General features: G+C 37.9%; 14 protein-coding genes. 1 reads left to right on the top strand and 13 read right to left on the bottom strand.

Going from position 1 to position 17,400, the window contains the following annotated elements; all coding sequences use genetic code 11:
* Positions 1 to 350: 350 nt before the first annotated feature.
* The 4 genes from ANA_RS00160 to rfbC form a co-directional block, all read right to left on the bottom strand.
* The gene (locus tag ANA_RS00160) at positions 351 to 2,579 is read right to left on the bottom strand and encodes a GumC family protein (protein ID WP_015078010.1); all 2,229 of its coding nucleotides are present in this window, start codon (positions 2,577 to 2,579) and stop codon (positions 351 to 353) included.
* 268 nt (positions 2,580 to 2,847) lie between these two features.
* Complete coding sequence (locus ANA_RS00155; RefSeq protein WP_015078009.1) at positions 2,848 to 3,945, bottom strand: glycosyltransferase; 1,098 nt, start codon at positions 3,943 to 3,945, stop codon at positions 2,848 to 2,850.
* A 258-nt stretch (positions 3,946 to 4,203) separates the two neighbouring features.
* Positions 4,204 to 5,517, bottom strand: coding sequence for an NAD(P)H-dependent oxidoreductase (locus tag ANA_RS00150; protein ID WP_015078008.1), 1,314 nt, complete (start codon positions 5,515 to 5,517; stop codon positions 4,204 to 4,206).
* A gap of 2 nt (positions 5,518 to 5,519) precedes the next feature.
* A complete protein-coding gene (rfbC, locus tag ANA_RS00145) occupies positions 5,520 to 6,065 on the bottom strand; it encodes a dTDP-4-dehydrorhamnose 3,5-epimerase (RefSeq protein ID WP_015078007.1) in 546 nt (181 codons plus the stop codon).
* A gap of 90 nt (positions 6,066 to 6,155) precedes the next feature.
* Here rfbC and ANA_RS28030 point away from each other — a divergent pair, with 90 nt between their 5' ends.
* Positions 6,156 to 6,281 carry a hypothetical protein gene (locus tag ANA_RS28030; protein WP_256369501.1) on the top strand — a complete coding sequence of 42 codons (126 nt, stop codon included), beginning with the start codon at positions 6,156 to 6,158 and terminating at the stop codon, positions 6,279 to 6,281.
* On the opposite strand, the gene ANA_RS00140 is transcribed toward ANA_RS28030, so the two are convergent.
* The 9 genes from ANA_RS00140 to ANA_RS00100 all read right to left on the bottom strand — a co-directional run bounded on the left by ANA_RS00140 (position 6,270) and on the right by ANA_RS00100 (position 17,079).
* On the bottom strand, positions 6,270 to 7,106 hold the full coding sequence (locus ANA_RS00140; RefSeq protein WP_015078006.1) for a hypothetical protein: 837 nt from the start codon (positions 7,104 to 7,106) through the stop codon (positions 6,270 to 6,272). The genes ANA_RS28030 and ANA_RS00140 overlap by 12 nt on opposite strands.
* Before the next feature lie 50 nt (positions 7,107 to 7,156).
* Positions 7,157 to 8,170 carry a glycosyltransferase family 2 protein gene (locus ANA_RS00135; RefSeq protein ID WP_015078005.1) on the bottom strand — a complete coding sequence of 338 codons (1,014 nt, stop codon included), beginning with the start codon at positions 8,168 to 8,170 and terminating at the stop codon, positions 7,157 to 7,159.
* 39 nt (positions 8,171 to 8,209) lie between these two features.
* A complete protein-coding gene (locus ANA_RS00130; protein ID WP_015078004.1) occupies positions 8,210 to 9,178 on the bottom strand; it encodes a glycosyltransferase family 2 protein in 969 nt (322 codons plus the stop codon).
* A gap of 227 nt (positions 9,179 to 9,405) precedes the next feature.
* On the bottom strand, positions 9,406 to 10,443 hold the full coding sequence (locus tag ANA_RS00125) for an NAD-dependent epimerase/dehydratase family protein (protein WP_015078003.1): 1,038 nt from the start codon (positions 10,441 to 10,443) through the stop codon (positions 9,406 to 9,408).
* A 134-nt stretch (positions 10,444 to 10,577) separates the two neighbouring features.
* Positions 10,578 to 11,792 (bottom strand): L-2-hydroxyglutarate oxidase, encoded by a 1,215-nt coding sequence (gene lhgO / locus ANA_RS00120; RefSeq protein WP_015078002.1) that lies wholly within the window; start codon positions 11,790 to 11,792, stop codon positions 10,578 to 10,580.
* 27 nt (positions 11,793 to 11,819) lie between these two features.
* Positions 11,820 to 12,596, bottom strand: coding sequence for a glucose-1-phosphate cytidylyltransferase (rfbF, locus tag ANA_RS00115; protein ID WP_015078001.1), 777 nt, complete (start codon positions 12,594 to 12,596; stop codon positions 11,820 to 11,822).
* A gap of 650 nt (positions 12,597 to 13,246) precedes the next feature.
* A complete protein-coding gene (locus ANA_RS00110; RefSeq protein ID WP_015078000.1) occupies positions 13,247 to 15,439 on the bottom strand; it encodes a tetratricopeptide repeat protein in 2,193 nt (730 codons plus the stop codon).
* A 129-nt stretch (positions 15,440 to 15,568) separates the two neighbouring features.
* Positions 15,569 to 16,351, bottom strand: coding sequence for a PP2C family serine/threonine-protein phosphatase (locus ANA_RS00105; RefSeq protein ID WP_015077999.1), 783 nt, complete (start codon positions 16,349 to 16,351; stop codon positions 15,569 to 15,571).
* Between the two features lie 53 nt (positions 16,352 to 16,404).
* Positions 16,405 to 17,079 (bottom strand): vWA domain-containing protein, encoded by a 675-nt coding sequence (locus ANA_RS00100; RefSeq protein WP_015077998.1) that lies wholly within the window; start codon positions 17,077 to 17,079, stop codon positions 16,405 to 16,407.
* Between the last annotated feature and the right edge of the window lie 321 nt (positions 17,080 to 17,400).

Below are 17,400 nucleotides of genomic sequence, written 5' to 3'. Positions count from 1 at the left end.
GGTTTCAATCTCTACAATATAAGACTCTTGATAAATAAATCATCAAGAAACAACTTCTTTATTCACTCTTTAAATAAATATTACTTTTTTCTTCACAATATTAAGATATGGTAAAATGAATTAATGGTAACTAAATAAAATTAACCAACATTTTGTGTTTATAAAACATCTTATAGTTTGCTTATCAGGTAAATAAAAATAACTCTAGAGCGGATTAGTTCCTCAACTTAGATCCCCCACTTCTTAAAGAAGCTGGGGATCTTTAATCTTGTTGTTCAAATGCAAAAACCCCTGTCAAGTGCAGGGGTAAATCTATCGTAGCTGGTTAAATATTGAGCAAATATTCTGGTTTATTCTTCCATTGCCGGTTGTAAAACCAATTGTTTTGGCTTGACATAAGGTACATAGGTGCTATCAGATGGAGATGCACCATTAGCCACAACACCAATCAAATTTAACTTACTCAACATCCTTGTGGCTTGATTAAGTTGGGTACGCGTTACTTTACCAATGCTGGCCATCATTACCACACTTCGACAAGAGGATGCTGTGAGCATAGCATCCACTAAACCAAGCACTGAGGGGGCATCTATGATTACCAAATCATAATTTTCTTCAAATGCAGCCATCAATTGGATCATGCGGGGAGAACTCAAAAGATGGGCAGGATCTGTCGGGATTGGTCCGGCTGTCAAAATATCAATGTAAGATGATCCAGAGTAAGGAACACTAATATGATTAGGCAGATTAACTTCACTTTCTAATAAACTGGAAAGTCCCTGTTCATTAGGAAGATTTAATTGTTTGTGCAGATTAGGATCGCGTAAATTAGCATCAATTAGTAAGACTTTTTTATGTAGACGAGCCGCACTCATGGCTAGACCTAATGCCAAAGCCGATTTACCATCATCTGGTAATGCTGATGTTACCATTAATGATCTTAAATCTGAGACTTTATTCAGCAGTTCGATATTTTTGTAAATGAGATCAAGTGATTCCCAGCGGGGAGAAGATTGTAATACTTGAATTGTCCAAGGAGCCAGAACTTCTGGTTTGCCAAATGGCAATTTGATCATTGATTCTCTGGGTCTGGCAGGTGGCAATTTAGGAGTTGTTCCTAATAAGGGGAGAGCAGCCTGTTTTTCTAATTCCGCAGTAGTATGTACAGCGTCATCAGCGGCTTCACGAATGAAGGCAGCAGCCCCTCCTAACATTAAGCCAATGACTCCCCCTAATAAGAGATTTTGTCTCATGTTAGGCCCAGTTTGAGAACCTTCTTGTGGTTCTTCTACTACTTCCCAATTGAATCCACCCTTAGAAAGTTCCTGGCGTAATTTTTGTTCGGCTCTTAATAATTGTTCTAATCTTTCTCTGCTAAATTGTAGTTGGGGAAGGATGCGATTGTAATAAGCTAATAGAGAGGGAAAACGCTTGAGGTCTGCTTGTAATTCTTTCTCTTTTGCGGCTAAAGTTTGATCGCGGGCGGTTAATGCAACTATAGTAGTTTGCGTTTCTACCAATTGACCTGTGAGATTCAGATCAATTTGTCCAAGTTGTCCTTGTGCTAAAAGATTATCTCCAGAACTAAAGACAGGATTAGTGCTTTCTCCTAAAGTTCTGCTGACTTCTTTTTGTAAAAGTTGTTTTTGACTTTGTAGTTGTTCGTTCAATTTTTGAACGCCGGGAGTATCATCAGTAAAACGTAAGCGTTCTTGTGCTAAAGCCAGTTCGGTTTTTTGGATTTCGTTGAGTAAGCCTTGGTAGCGGGTAGACTGACTCAAACGAGAAGAAACTAAGGCGTTTTGTGGAGAACGATTCAGTTGTACTTGCAAAGATTTTTGCTTTGCTAAAGCTTCTTCATACAAAGAACGAGTTGCTTGTCGTTCCTGTTGGACAGTATTTAAAGTTGTCTCTACGGTTTTAGCCTGAGCATCTGGATCAATTAGATTTTGATTTCTGCGAAACCTTTGTAGATTTGCTTCGGAAACAGTTACTTCATCTGTCGCTTTTCTTAATTGCTCTCTAATGACTTGGAGACCTTTTTGTAACCGCGAATTTTGCTGTTGTTTGTTGTATTCTAAATAAACTTGCTGTATTGTTTGCAGGACTTTTTGGGTTTTTCCTGGATCGTTACTGGTATAATCAACTTGGAATATTTTAGTGACAACCTTATCCTCTGGACTCTTAATTTGAGTTAAGACTAAGGATTTTTTTAAATCCATTACGGTTAAGTCTGGATATTCAGCTTTGAGTTTATCAACTGCTTTTTTAATCAGTCCAGAACTCTGCATCAAGTTTAATTGAGTAGCAGTATCTACCTCCACATTAGTATCAGTGAATTGACTTTCTGTGTTATCAGTTTCTTTCTTGCCTTGATAGTTAGGTTCTACTAACAATTGCATGGTGCTTTTGAAGCTGGGTTCTGTTTTCAAGGTGATGATGCCAGCAATAGCAGTAGAACTCAGCAATACTAATAATAACCAGGGAAATCTTCGCAGAATTACTGCAAACATTTGTCCATAACCTGGTTCTGTTTCTGATGCTGGATTTATATTGGGATTTAGACTAGTTTGAACCACTTTTATTATCCTTATCTGCGATACACTACGCAAACACCTAAAAATTAAATGAATTAGCGATGCACACCTCTAATACCGCAGGGCAGAATTAAAAATTAAAAAAGCAAATTATATAAGCTTTCTAGGAATTTTTAATGATTAGTTATTTTTGCCATGCTGCACTAGTAGTCTGTCAATCCAAAAATGACGGGTGAAGGGGAGCGGGGGGAGCGGGGGGGTAGGGGAGGTAGGGGAGGGAAAAACAGGAGTTTTTTCCGATCATTACCCGTCAAAATAAATTTGACGAACTACTAGTTTTACCAATAACTTGCTCAACTTTACTAAAGAATGACTGTTCTGAGAAATTGCTAACAGCATGATTACGGATAGTTTCGTAATCCCAAGCTATTCCTCCAGCTTCGAGTATTGCTGCTTGTAAAGAGCATGGTGTTTGTCTTTTGAAAAACACCCCAGTTTTTCCTGGTATTTGAGTATCTAAGACTCCACCTGCTCCATAGGCAATAACTGGTGTACCACTAGCGTTTGCCTCGACTGGAACTAATCCATAATCTTCTAAAGCTGCAACAATAATTGACGTAGCTTTAGAAAATAAGTCTTTACGTTCTCTATCACTAACATGACCAAGAAATTGGATGTTGGGTAATGCGTGGGCTTTTAATCTTTCTTGTTCTGGTCCATCACCTGATATTAATAAGTTCCAGCCTAACCAATTAAAAGCTTCGACTATTATATCAAGACGTTTATAACTTATCATCCGCGCCGATGCCAAGTAATATTCTTCTTTGGTATCGGAAAAAACAAAGTTGCTAGTATCAATTGGATAGTTAATAGCAATGGCTTGTTTGTGATAAATCTTTTGAATTCGCTGGGCAACAATGCTAGAGTTAGCAATGTAGAGATCGGGTTCTTGAGCATATTTCAGGTCTACATTTCTCATCATTTGAAAAACTCTTTCGATGAGAGGAGCAAAGTATCTATAATCTCCGTATTCCCGTAAATATGTTTCTGTGTCCCATAAAAAGCGGGTAACATTATGACAAAAACAAATATGTCTAGCTTCAGGTTTTTTCCGTACTGCTTTGGCAAAACTGGTGCTACTGCTGATAATTAGGTCATAATCTTGGAGATCCAAGGAACGAAATGCAGGAAAATACAAAGGAGCTAACATCCGAAAATATTTGGTTGCACCAGGAATTTTTTGCAAAAATGTGGTATTAATAATTCGTTCACCTAAATCAATACTTTTCTGCGGGTCGTATAATGAGGTGAAAATGTCAGCATCGGGATAGCGTTTACACAGTAATTCAAATACGCGCTCTGCTCCACCGCGTTGAGTTAAGTAATCATGGACGAGAGCTATTTTCATACCGGATTCCCTACGATTTGGTAATTGACAATTGGTTTTAATATTTATTCTCTAGGAATTTAATTTTTCATGTTGCATTACTAGGTTTTATCACTTATTTTGTATCAATTAATTTATCTAGTTTAATATGAGCTTGAATCATGCAAAACCTCACAAGATTATGAAAATAATCTCTGTTATCTATTGTATATATGTGAATTCAGAGGTTAAATGAAAATATCAGGAAACCTCTGAATTATCTTGTTGCTGATTTGAAAATTATTTTGTGAGTGCTAAAGTTTTCGCAGGAGCAAAGTAAACGGTTTGTTCAGCGCGTAATTGATCGCAAAGTCTGCCTTCAGGTAGTTCCACGTCATCATAAGTGAGGACTTGATCTTTAGGAATATCGCGCTTTAAGCGACATCCTTCAGCTAGACCCATGGGGAGTAGGTTTTCTTGTTGCACAATGGGGGAATTTTCACATTGTCCATAGGTCATGTAATAACCAATACCATCAAGGGTTTCTCCGGCTGTGAGATCAATTTTGGCAGTGGTGACGACATCAACAACGGGACCCGCTATTGGTGCAAGCACAGCATCATGGAAGAGGACAGCCCGAGCTACAGAGAGGGGAACTTCAAAATGGCATAGGTGATAGGGGGTGTAGAAACTGTAGAGGGGGCCTTCACCGAGTTTATAAAGGTTGAGGTAATGGCGTTGTTTGGGGTCTTCGTGGGTAGCAAATACGAATACTCCTGGACCGGGTTTAGTGCCAACTACGTAATCAACGATACCGCCTAATTCTTGCAGTTGGTCAATATCATACATTTTGGTCATTTCATCCACATGACCGGTGTAGTCATATCCCAACATCCCCCGCTTGGCTACTTTCATGCCTGTGCCGTTGGCGACTATGGCTTGCTCAAAGGAGATTTTTGTACCATCGGCAAAGCTTGTTACCATGGCGGGATTTTGTCCCCAGCGTTGGGCAAAACCGGCTTGGGTGGTGGGGTTGCGGTAGGGGTCTTGTAAACCTTTGATATTACCGCACAGGAGGGGTTTTAAACCGATGCTTTTGACAAAGCGATACAGGTTCATTTCTACCCCTGGTTGGTCGCCGTCACAGGCACTCAGGACGACTCCAGCCCGGTCTGCATGGACCTTGAGAATGGGACCAATTGTGCCATCTAGTTCGGCATTCATGAGGATGATATGCTTGCCATGAGCGATCGCACACATCACCAAATGAGCCGCATATTCAATTGTTCCCGTCACTTCAATGATTGCATCTATGCCATCTGCTTCACACAAGAGCATAGCATCTTCTGTGATTGCATATTTATTTTGAGCTATGGCATCTTCTAAATCAGCTAAATTAGCAACAATCTTGATATCCTCAATTCCTGCTTCTAAATAAGCTCGTTTAGCGTTATCAATATGCCGATTAGAAATAGCCACCAACTCCATTCCTGGCACAGAATTGATAATTTGATTAGCAATGCCTCGACCCATAAAACCAGCGCCAATCATGGCCACTTTGACTGGTTTACCTAATGCAGCCCGGGCTTGTAAAGCTTTATCAACAATAATCATGATTAAACTCCTATTAAAATAGATTCTAGTAAAGGCCAATTGCGATCTTTATCAGACATTTCTGTAGCACTCAATGGCCAAGAAATTTCTAAAATTGGATCGTCATAACGTAAACCTCTTTCATATCCAGGAGTGTAAAATTCACCTACTTGATAGACAACTTCTGCACCATCGGTTAAAGCTTGATAACCATGAGCAAACATTTCTGGAACATAAAGAGCGCGACGATTTTCTGCACTCAGTTCTACACCAATATGCGCTAGATAAGTGGGAGATTCAGGACGCATATCCACAATCACATCATAAATAGCTCCTTGAGTGCAGCGAATTAATTTGGTTTCCGCTGCGGGAAGAGTTTGATAGTGCATTCCTCGCAATGTGCCTTTTTTATGATTAAAAGAAAGATTACATTGGGCAACTGTTGGTTTTAATCCATGAGCAATAAATTCATCAGCGCAAAAAGTCCGAGCAAAAAAACCACGAGAATCAGGCTTTTCTTCTAAGTCAATAATGAAAGCACCAGCAAGTTTAGTAGAGGTAAAAATCATGGTTATTTAGGAAAGTTTTATTGAGCATAACAGAATCGTAGGGGCGTTCGCGTAGCGTGCCGTAGGCATCAGCATTCGGACATAAAATTAATGGTTTTGGCGATAGATTATCACCCGAATGCTTCGCCCTTACTAATGGTTTTGGCGATAGATTATCACCCGAATGCTTCGCCCTTACAAGATTTCAATTCTTGCATTTTAGGTTTATACCTTTAATCCTAATTGGGGATTTATTTTGGGAAAGGTATCATCATGATATTGTGTACAAAGTTCAGGTCGTTTAGGAGAGTTAGCTGTGTATGTAAAAAATAGTGTTGACCGCTCTTGGTTTCTCACAGTCCCATGATGGAAAATATTTCTCACATCTGCAAAAATCACAGTTCCAGCTTTACCAGGACATGATTTCCAAGCTGATTTAGGAATAACTTTCATCATTTTATCATCGTTAATTCCCAAAAAATTAACACGCCATAATTCATAATCAACTTGATAATTTTTAACCTGATCTAAAGCATTAGTCGGTAGGGGAATGTATTCAAATGGTCCATGTTCTTCAGTCACATCATTTAGATAGATAATGACTTTAATCATGCGTCTATCTTCAGAATCTTTATGCCATAGTAAAGTTTCCAGTTGTTTTTTATTAGGAAAGTCTTTCCGCACATGAACACCATGAAAAGCGATAGGTAAACCTATATAATGTTCAATGATGTTTTGTAATCGGGTTTCAATTCCCCAATTAAAGAATTCTGGTAAATCTGTAACCGTATAAATTTGCGGTAACTTATATCCTGCATGGATATCTCTGGGATTTACCATACTATCTGCACAAGTATTAGCAGTAGCTAACATTGTAGCTGTAGATAAAAAACCTAAATTTTCCAAAGATGTGATATAAACACCTGATGTTTTTAGGGTATCAACAATCAATTGATCTTTTGCACTAATAGCAGGTAAATTTTTACCATGATGCCAAAGTGATACTCGATAAGCTAACTCATCTTTTAAGACTGAGATTTTTTCTGCAACTTTATTAATCACAATCCAAATACCTCCCAATCAAAACTTATTTTGTCCAAACAATTGCTGATTTATCCCTTATAGTTTCTCACCTCTAAAGTCTTTGTTCTCTCCAATTCGGCTTCCGCTACTTTAAATTCTCTCATTGGTATTAATTCCAATACGGCCACACTAGCTAAACCTAAAAAAGGAATTACTGTCTTAATAGCTGATACAGGCCATCTTCTCATCGCTCCTAAAAAGACTTTCAAATCTACTTCATGGTAGTTTTGTAAAAGCATCCGACAACAATATGCTTTAGAATAGCCAATTTCTTGAAGTTTTAAAATAACTTCAGGTATATGTTGGTATTGCATTAAGAGTGCAGACTTTGGTTCTTTTTGCCAATAACTAACACCCACAATACATTCTAAATAGATATCTTTAGTCACAATGACTTTGCCATTAGCAGCACAATAACCGGCTAAATATGCTAGAGATATCCAATTATTACTAGCAGTTGGCCAAATTTCTAGAGCGCGTTTAATTAAATCAGCCCGATATACTGTAGCAGTTAGAAAAATTACTGCTCCTACACTTTTACTAAAACAATGTTCAAATATTGCTTTGCCATCACCTTTACCATCTTCTGTATCGGCATCAAACCAGCGATTACCAACTATTTTTGGTGGATGTACTGCTTCACCAGTGATTTGATTTCGACCGGAAAAATTCAAAAACAATAATGATAAATTATCAATATTTTTAATTTTCTCCATCACATAAGTAACTGCTCTTTCCTGAATTGGATCATCATCACCAATTGTCCACACATATTTTGTTGTGGCAGCACTTAGGCAATAAAAAATATTTCGCATTACGCCTATGTTTTCATGATTTCTATTTGATTTAAATGTGATGTTTTTGAGGATATTCTGCCATTTACTAATAATAGATTGAGTATGATCCGTAGAACAATTATCAGAAACTAAAATTTCACATTCTGTTTCAAATCCTTTAATAGCCTGAGATAACCAAGTTAATTGTTTATCTAGTAAATCGGCTCGATTGTAAGTAGGAATAGCAATAGTTAGGAGTTTGTTCATGGTTTTTGATGGTTAATAGAGAAGGATTTTATCTTCTATTTAATTACTGAGATGTGAAATATTGATTGATGATTTTTGCTGATTAAAATTCAATTGATATATAAATTTACCTACCAATTGCAAGTAAGTAATTATAATATTTGTGGCTAGAACTGGCCATCTTCTTAAAGCACCAAATAATATTTTCCAATCACTTAATTTGAAAATATTTTCTAGAATCATGCGTTGACAAAATTTAGCAGAATATCCTAAACTTAATAATTTCAGATAAATTTCTGGGATGTAGACATATCGCATCATTAATGACCAGCGAGGATTTTCTTCTAAGGAACTAGCGTGCATTGTGCATTCCAAATAATTATCTTGAGTGACAATTACATTTCCATGAGCCGCACAAAATCCAGTCCAATATGCTTGGGATGCCAAATTTTTACAAGAAGTAGTCCACTGTTGTAAAGCTTGCTGAACTAGTTCAGTTTTATAAATGGTAGCCGTCATGAACAGTACCCCACCAAAACTATTCTGTAAATACTGTTCAAATACAGGTTTACTATTAGTAATTATTTCATCACTATCACTAGGAAACCAGTGTTTTACCAAAACTTGATTTGTTTTGTGATCACGTCCACAACAGTTAAGAAACATCAGTGATAAACTGGGATTTCTTTTAATTGTAGTTACGACATGAGCTAGGGTTCTTTCCTGAATTGGATCATCATCACCCACAGTCCAAACATATTTACTACCAGCAGCTTGAAGACAAAAAGCAATATTAGGCATTAACCCTATATTTTCCCGATTTCTATTCGCTATAAATACAGTATTACTAAAAACAGATTGCCATTTTTTGACAACGCCTGGTGTATTATCTGTTGAGCAATTATCAGAAATAATAATTTCACATTCCGACTCAAAACCTTTAATTGCTATTGCTAACCAAGCCAGTTGTTTATCTAGCAATGCAGCACGATTGTATGTAGGAATAGCAATAGTTAGTAACTTTTGCATTATCTGGTAATCCTGGTATGAGGATATTACTTGGTATAAATCTAAGAGAAGTGTTTAAATCGAATATCTTAAATTGAGAAAATTCGATTTAATCCACTTTGATGCAATAATGTTCGGTTAAGAAAATGTAGGTTGGGTTGACGTATGTTACCCAAAACCCAACAAAATTATTAATCATGTTGGGTTTTGCTGTCACTCAAACCAACCTACGATATTTTCGGAATAAATTAATAATTCTCTTGCTTATTCCAGAAGAAATCTTTGTCAATTTGTTCTGTGCGAATTAGATACTCTAATTGTTTGAGGCGGGTGAAACCTCTAGACAAGAAAGTATCTTCATTCATATCAATTTGCTTGAACAAACTAAATAATTGTCCAGCCCCAAGTTGAGCATTCCAATCACACTTGAATCCGGGAAGAATAGTGTTAATCTTTTCAAAAGATACTCGATAGCTGCGATTATCTGAACCGTTAGTACCAAAAGATAATTGACAACCGGGAAAGACATCAGCAACGATTTCTGCTATTTCTTTAACTCGATAATTATTCGCTGTATCACCAACGTTAAAGATTTGATTGTGAATAATATCTCTGGGTGCTTCCAAAGCACAAACAATGGCTTTACAAATATCTAAAGCGTGAACTAATGGCCGCCACGGTGTACCGTCACTGGTCATTTTAATTTCTTTGGTAGTCCAAGCCAAGCCAGCCAAGTTGTTTAAAACAATATCAAATCGCATTCTGGGAGAAGCACCAAAAGCAGTAGCATTCCGCATGAAAGTAGGAGAGAAATCATCATCAGCTAATGGTTGAACATCTCTTTCTACTAATGTTTTACATTCGGCGTAAGCTGTTTGGGGATTAACTGGTGATGATTCTGTAATATCACCTTCACTAGCCACACCATAAACACTACAAGAAGACATATAAACAAAGCGACGGACACCTACTGCTTTTGCCAAATTAGCAAGACGAACTGAACCTAAATGATTAATATCATAAGTAATAGTAGGAGATAATTGTCCAGTCGGATCATTAGATAATTCCGCCATATGAACAATAGCTTCCACCCCTTCTAAATCTTCAGGACTGATATCACGAATATCTTTATTGAGAGTTTTAGCTGTTAAGTGAGTGCCGTTATATAGCCAACCAACTTTATAAAATCCAGTATCAACACCAAGAACTTCATGTCCTCTTTTCATTAATAAAGAAGGCAATAAAGAACCAAGATAACCTTCTGTTCCAGTTACTAAAATCTTCATGATTGTTAAAACTTTTGATGTGTAAAATTAAGTTGTTTGTTGAAAAGTCCGCAAATAAAATTCTCTTGTCTTCCTCTTGAGTGCCTCTGCGCCTCTGCGTGTTAGCGAAGCCCGATAAAAAAATGTAGTTCATTCTACAAAGATGCTAAACTGTGCAAATGAGTAGGTTCTGGTATTTGCTTAACTATAGCTTTACCAATTTCCAAAGAAGAAGTTGCAGCGGGTGAAGGTGCATTGCAAACATGAATAGAGTTCTCACCTGCAATGATTAAAAAGTCATCAACAAGCGCACCATTATTCATTAATGCTTGAGCGCGAACTCCTGCATGAGTAGGAATTACATCTTCTGCTTGAACTTCGGGAATTAGTGTTTGCAGACTTTTGACAAATGCTGCTTTACTAAAGGAACGAATGATTTCTTGAATCCCTTCGTCAGCGTGTTTTGCTGCTAATTTCCAAAAGCCGGGATAAGTGATAACTTCGGCAAAATCTCTAAAATCAAAGTCGGTTTTTTTGTAACCTTCACGTTTGAGACTGAGAACTGCATTTGGTCCTGCGTGAACTGTGTTATCAATCATCCGGGTGAAATGCACGCCGAGAAAGGGGAAATCTGGGTTAGGAACTGGATAAATGAGAGTTTTGACCAGATAGCGTTTTGCGGGGGTAAGTTCGTAATATTCACCGCGAAAGGGAACTATTTTGGCTTGGGGGTTTGCCTTACCTAATTTTGCAATGCGATCGCTATGTAATCCGGCACAATTGATCACAAATCGAGTTTCAAAACTGCCCTTGTTAGTTTCTAATACCTGATTTTTGCCACTGCGGGTAATTTTCACAACTTGGGTATTGAGACGTAAATCTCCCCCTTGATTGCGAATTAATTCGGCGTATTTTAAACAAACTTGTTTGTAATTAACAATCCCTGTATTAAATACCCGAATTCCACCTACACAACTAACATGAGGTTCAACTTCTTTGACTTCTTGAGGACTAATTCTTTTAACAGGAATACCGTTTTCTAAACCGCGGGTGTAGAGATTTTCTAAGCGGGGTAATTCTTGTTCATTAGTGGCAACAATTACCTTGCCACAAACATCATGATCAATATCATACTTTTGGCAAAATTCTACCATGGAACGGCTGCCATCACGGGAGAATTTCGCCTTAAAACTTCCTGGTTTATAGTAAATCCCCGAATGAATTACACCGCTATTATTACCAGTTTGATGAAATGCCCATTCACTCTCTTTTTCTAAGACTAGTATTTTGGCATTTGCATAACGTTCTCCTAAGGCCATGGCTGTGGAAAGTCCAACTATTCCCCCACCAATAATCGCAAAATCATACATTAGTAATTTTTCCTAAATCCAAAATTTCTATTCCCAAACTTGCCAAGGAGCTTTACCACTTTTCCAAAGGTCTTCAAGATAGTTTTTATCTCTTAATGTGTCCATGGGTTGCCAAAAACCATCATGTTTGTAAGCCGCTAACTGTTCTAAATTAGCTAACTTTTCTAATGGTTCTTTCTCCCACACAGTTGAAGTATCAGCAATAAAATCAATTACTTGTGGTTCTAGAACAAAATAGCCCCCATTAATCCAAGCACCATCACCTTCAGGTTTTTCTTGAAAACTGGTAATTTTAGTTTGTTCTTGTCCTAAAGAAATTGCGCCAAATCTTCCTGCTGGTTGCACTGCGCTGAGTGTTGCTAATGTCTTTTGTTCTTGATGGAATTTAATTAATTCTGTAATATTGATATTACTGACACCATCACCATAGGTAAAGCAAAAGGTTTCATTCCCAATATGTTCACGAACTTGCTTTAACCGCCCACCGGTCATTGTATTATCACCTGTATTTACTAAGGTGACGCGCCAAGGTTCAGCATATCCAGAATGGACATTCATTTGATTAAATCGCATATCAAATGTCACATCTGACATATGTAAAAAATAGTTAGCAAAGTATTCTTTAATAACGTACCCTTTGTAACCGCAACAAATAATGAAATCATTAATACCGTGAGCTGAGTAAGTCTTCATTATGTGCCAGAGAATTGGCTTACCACCAACTTCAACCATGGGTTTGGGTCTGATACTGGTTTCTTCACTTAACCTTGTACCCAGACCTCCTGCTAAAATCACTGCTTTCATGTAGTTACCTCAAAAATTTGCAGGTGGGTGATAATTTCAACTAATGGAAATGAAGAGAATGCACAATGATGGCAGAGAACTTGAATGCTTTTTTCTTTCTCTTTATTGGGTAGATAAACATAATTTAACTATTATTTTCTAGAAAATTATAAAGAATAAGTAAATTAAGATATTTTATCTGTAAAATATTTGTAGGAGGAGTCACCGAGTCAGGAGTCAGGAGTTCAGGAGTTCAGGAGTTCAGGAGTCAGGAGTCAGGAGTCAGGAGTCAGAATAAGAAAGAAGAAGAAAGAAAGAAAGAAAGAAGAAGAAAGAAGAAAAAATAAGCAGGAAGAAGAAGAAATAAAAGTCCTTTGGTGGTGGTCTTTTTTCGTAAATTTTGTACCTAATTCAATCCACATACTGCGATAGTAATTTTAATCACAAAAACAAAAACCCCCGATTTCTTGATGAAGTCAGAGGTAGCATTTTAACTGTTATTTTTACCGATTATTGACATTTTAGATGATTTTAATTTCTTCCTTATTCTTCCTTCTTATTTTTTCTTCTTCCTTATTCTTCCTTATTCTTCCTTATTCTTCCTTCTTATTTTTTCTTCTCCTGACTCCTGACTCCTGACTCCTGACTCCTGACTCCTGACTCCTTCTATATCAATTACTTTGTCCAAGTAGGGTTGAGTTAGATAATAAACCGTCACATTTATTAGCGACAACAATACAAATGCTACTGAGGGACTGTTGATAATTATCCATATCATTTTCTTCTAAAGAAACTTTAGCGGCTGCTTCTAAATCCGCAACTGCTTGAACATGATTTTTATCAGCTATACCTTCTCCATATTGTGCTAGTTCATAGTAGGCCATACCACGTTTTAGATAAATTTTAGCCAACCGGGAATTGAGTTTAATTGCTTCAGTAAAATCGGCGATCGCTTGTTTATATTCTGCTGCATAATCAGTGCTATATTGAGCCATTTGATAGCGAACCGAACCCCGTTGAAAGTAAGCATCTACTTTTGATGAATTGAGTTTAATGGCTTCAGTAAAATCGGCAATTGATTTTTCGTATTCCTGAAAAGAATTATTAATGTATTTATTGATTTCAAATCGCACAACACCCCTTCTGATATAAGCCTCAGCATCATTTTTATTTATATTGATGGCAGCATTAAAATCCGCGATTGCTTGTTTATATTCTCTGTTAGGGTCACTACTATAGTTGGCAAGCATATAATAAGCATTACCGCGATTTACATAAGCTTTAACTTCTTGAGGATCTAACTTCAAAGCTTGGTTATAATTAGCCAATGCAGCTTCATAATTATTTAAATTGTACTGGGAATTAGCCAAATCTATATAGCTTTTAGCAGACTGGGGATTCTTTTCAATAGCTTGGGTAAAGTTGACCACTGCCTGTTCATAGTCTTGCCGTTGATAAGCAGTATGACCACGCTGATAATAATCCGTAAAAGAAAGCTTTGTTAAATCAGGAGTTTGATTAGCAGCACGAGACATCAAACTTTGTTGAGTATAAGGATTTTGGGAAACAAAAGGACGGGTAAATTTAATCATTACGTCCAAATAACCCAAAAGACCCAATCCCATCACCCCAACAATGAAACCGTATATCTTGGGGTTTAACTTTTTCCGAGACGGAACATGATAAAACTGCTGGTTTATGGGTTGCCAATGATAGACCGGATAATTTGATTTTAATGGCTGAGTAATCCGTGGAGTCGGAACATAGCGACGTTTAGACTGAGGTTTTTGGCGTGGTTGCAGATGTTGTTTAGAAGCGATCGCTACGAGTGACGGAAACGGATCTCTTCCACCTAATCGTCTAGTCCTCTCACACCAAGGACATTTATCTAAATGATTATGATAAAGATGCTGAGGATTAGCCGCACAAGTCAGCAAACTTTCCTCCACTGCCGCTAATGCCAATAACCAAGTTTGAGCATTAGGACGTAACCGGGGATTGTCATGACCATCTTCAAAACAACGCACAAATAAATCCTGTAAGCTGGGATGAAGCAGATCCCAACCAGGGGAAATCGGAGTGGGCAAATAGGGGACTTGTTTCTTTTGACTATAGGTAAAATGCCCAGAAAGTATCCTCCCCTGGTAGGTTGGAGGTTCTATCCCACCTTGAAATATCCCAGAAAATGGGTGAGTTCCTTCCATTAACAATTGAAAAATCAGTACAGCCAACCCAAATAAATCATGATAATTTTCGCGGTCATAATCAGCAAAAGTTTTATTCTGTAATTCTGGCGGAGTATACTCAGCCTTACCCACAGAACAACGATAGACCAGATTTTCTAATGGTTCGGTCACTTGGAACGAATCTGTATCTACCAATGTCACCAATGCCGTATCACTAACCAGAATATTTGACTCATTCACATCACCAATACAGTATCCGCTGGCGTGCAAAGCCGCAAAAGCCGAGGCTAGGTTACGGGCAGTCCGTAATAAATACTGATAATTAAACAATGGGCAATGTTGTCGGCGAATCCCCGGATTATAAAAATCCATAATTGGCCGCATTCCCCGAATCCGGGGCATAATAAAGCCCACAATCTTACCGCTACTATCTGCTGCTTGCAACAACTCCTGTGGCCAAGCAATGGCAATATGCCCTAAATTGTCTGTCGGATTAACAGGAGGATTAGCCAGCATTGCCCGCAGTTTTTGGGCATAGGAGATAGTTGGTTTGTGATAGATTTTCGCCACTAGATTGTCATCCAATGGCACTGCATAGATACAAGCTTCACCACCATGTCCCACACTGACAGAGAGGTTGAGAATTTCCGGGTTGGGAAAACGACGTAGTACCTGCATGGCAGAATTAAGGTTATGTGAAGTAATTGGAATCAGTCAAAAGTTCAGCAACTCAAGAGGATGGCTTTAGCTGGTGTGAGGACGCAGGAGTTATCCACCAACCTGCAAATAATTCCTGATTACCATAACTCATGAGTTAATAAATGCAGCTAGAACTAAAGTCAAATCATCATCAGTCCGCTGAGTAATCTTATCAGAGCTTAAAAATCTCATTAAATGTTCTTTTGCTAATATTCTATCTTCAGCGTTAGCTACAAACTCGAATAAAGGTAAAAAGAAAGGTTTATGAGGTTCACCAACAATCATATTTAAAGCTAACATCTGTAACCCATCGGTAAGCACACCAACATTAACTATCTCTTCCCGCCATATTTTCAGTTGTGCTGTCTCTAAGGCATCGGGAGATGTTAAAAAGGTCGTTTGATTGATATATTCACCGTTGCTGGGGATGGTTAAGGCTATCAGATTACCCATACTATTTTTAGCTACAGCTAAACCATCACCAACCTGCCCCACAGCCACAATTTCTGGTGTAGCAATCATGACAATTAAGGTAGTTGCTAAATCATGAGGTTGATTGTGACAAATATCCGCCTCAATTTCTATGGCTTTGCGGGCTGCTAACATAGCATCAGTTAGCAAATAACCCAAAAAATCATTATTAGCCAGGGTATTACTGGTAATCTCTTGGCGAGAAAGATGCTCTATTGCCGTTTCTACAGCAATCATTGATCCCACCTTTCCTAGTTTAGCAGAACCCGCACCATCGGCTGCTGCTATTACCAACACATTATTGGCTAATAGTTGCCAATGGTGAGCATCCTGACAAAGTTGCTGGTTTTTTGAGTGACTAGTTCCACATACAGATGCAGCTACTATGCGCCATTGAGAAATCTGTTTTGATGTATTCATATAATTTGTTTTCCACAGCTAGTTCAGTTTAAACAACAAGCTGTAATTTTCATCTAAACAGATCCCCACCCAATTGGTGGTAGTGCTACCTGTTCATCTACTTGAGAATGGGATACCGCTGACATACTTGCGGACAACCATACAAACATCTCAATAAAATTTAATCCTTTCAGCTTGAGTGGACTCCGCACAGCGATTTGACTTAATCTGCTCATGTTCGCATTGTCTACGCCCACAGTAAAGAAGGCCACCCGCTTATTAGATTCATCTCCTTGCAGTCTTTGGGATGCTTGTTCGACAACATGATCTAGTTCACCTTGGGGTTCACCATCGGTAATCATAAACACCCAGGGACGGTAGTAAGCAATACCATTAGTTCGATATTGGGATTTACGCTCTTGAATAATATCTAATGCTTTATGAATTGCTGAACCCATGATGGTTAAACCCTGGGCTGTGAGAATTGGCGGATTAAATTGATCAGCAGTTACAAAGTCCTGCACGACATTTACACTACTATCAAAGGTGATAATTGCCACTTCCACTCTTCTGGATGCTAGAGAATTTTTTACCAGTTCATCCTTTAAACTCAACAAACCTTGATTTAAAGCTTCGATTCGTTCCCCCTGCATTGAGCCGGAGGTATCTAGCAATAGCACGCATGGGCAACGGGGTTCGGGATTTTCCGCAAATTCTACAACTTCGTCAAGATTAAACGTATCAATCATAACTTTTTGTGTTATGTTATAATCCAAAGTCTTATTTTCCTTTTACTCAAAGTATATAGTTTCTAGCGCTAGCATGACTAAAATTATGGTATTTTGTCGAAAATACTTGAGTTTTTCAGTAAAGATATTGATTTGCGGTAAATTTGCCAAATATCTCTCCAACTCCTCATAACTAGGTGTTGCATAATTCAAGTATGAATAACCTCACTCAGAGGGAATTACAACTAATTTCCTGGGTGTAATTTCCAGGAAATGAATACTTTCTCTTCTTTGCTATTCTTGCTCTTGTCCGATAGCTGAGTGCTATAATCAACATATACA

Source organism: Anabaena sp. 90, assembly GCF_000312705.1.
Taxonomy (GTDB): Bacteria; Cyanobacteriota; Cyanobacteriia; order Cyanobacteriales; family Nostocaceae; genus Dolichospermum; species Dolichospermum lemmermannii.
The sequence above is the reverse complement of the archived record's forward strand: the minus strand, read 5'-3'. Positions and strand labels throughout refer to the sequence as shown.

Excerpts from the sequence above, each read along its gene's own strand:
- lhgO (WP_015078002.1), bottom strand. The coding sequence starts at position 11,792 with ATGTATGATTTTGCGATTATTGGTGGGGGAATAGTTGGACTTTCCACA.
- ANA_RS00150 (WP_015078008.1), bottom strand. The coding sequence starts at position 5,517 with ATGATTATTGTTGATAAAGCTTTACAAGCCCGGGCTGCATTAGGTAAA.
- ANA_RS00110 (WP_015078000.1), bottom strand. The coding sequence starts at position 15,439 with ATGCAGGTACTACGTCGTTTTCCCAACCCGGAAATTCTCAACCTCTCT.
- ANA_RS00105 (WP_015077999.1), bottom strand. The coding sequence starts at position 16,351 with ATGAATACATCAAAACAGATTTCTCAATGGCGCATAGTAGCTGCATCT.
- ANA_RS00125 (WP_015078003.1), bottom strand. The coding sequence starts at position 10,443 with ATGAAGATTTTAGTAACTGGAACAGAAGGTTATCTTGGTTCTTTATTG.
- ANA_RS00100 (WP_015077998.1), bottom strand. The coding sequence starts at position 17,079 with ATGATTGATACGTTTAATCTTGACGAAGTTGTAGAATTTGCGGAAAAT.
- ANA_RS00135 (WP_015078005.1), bottom strand. The coding sequence starts at position 8,170 with ATGAACAAACTCCTAACTATTGCTATTCCTACTTACAATCGAGCCGAT.
- ANA_RS00130 (WP_015078004.1), bottom strand. The coding sequence starts at position 9,178 with ATGCAAAAGTTACTAACTATTGCTATTCCTACATACAATCGTGCTGCA.
- ANA_RS00155 (WP_015078009.1), bottom strand. The coding sequence starts at position 3,945 with ATGAAAATAGCTCTCGTCCATGATTACTTAACTCAACGCGGTGGAGCA.
- ANA_RS28030 (WP_256369501.1), top strand. The coding sequence starts at position 6,156 with ATGGTTTTGGCGATAGATTATCACCCGAATGCTTCGCCCTTACTAATG.
- rfbF (WP_015078001.1), bottom strand. The coding sequence starts at position 12,596 with ATGAAAGCAGTGATTTTAGCAGGAGGTCTGGGTACAAGGTTAAGTGAA.
- rfbC (WP_015078007.1), bottom strand. The coding sequence starts at position 6,065 with ATGATTTTTACCTCTACTAAACTTGCTGGTGCTTTCATTATTGACTTA.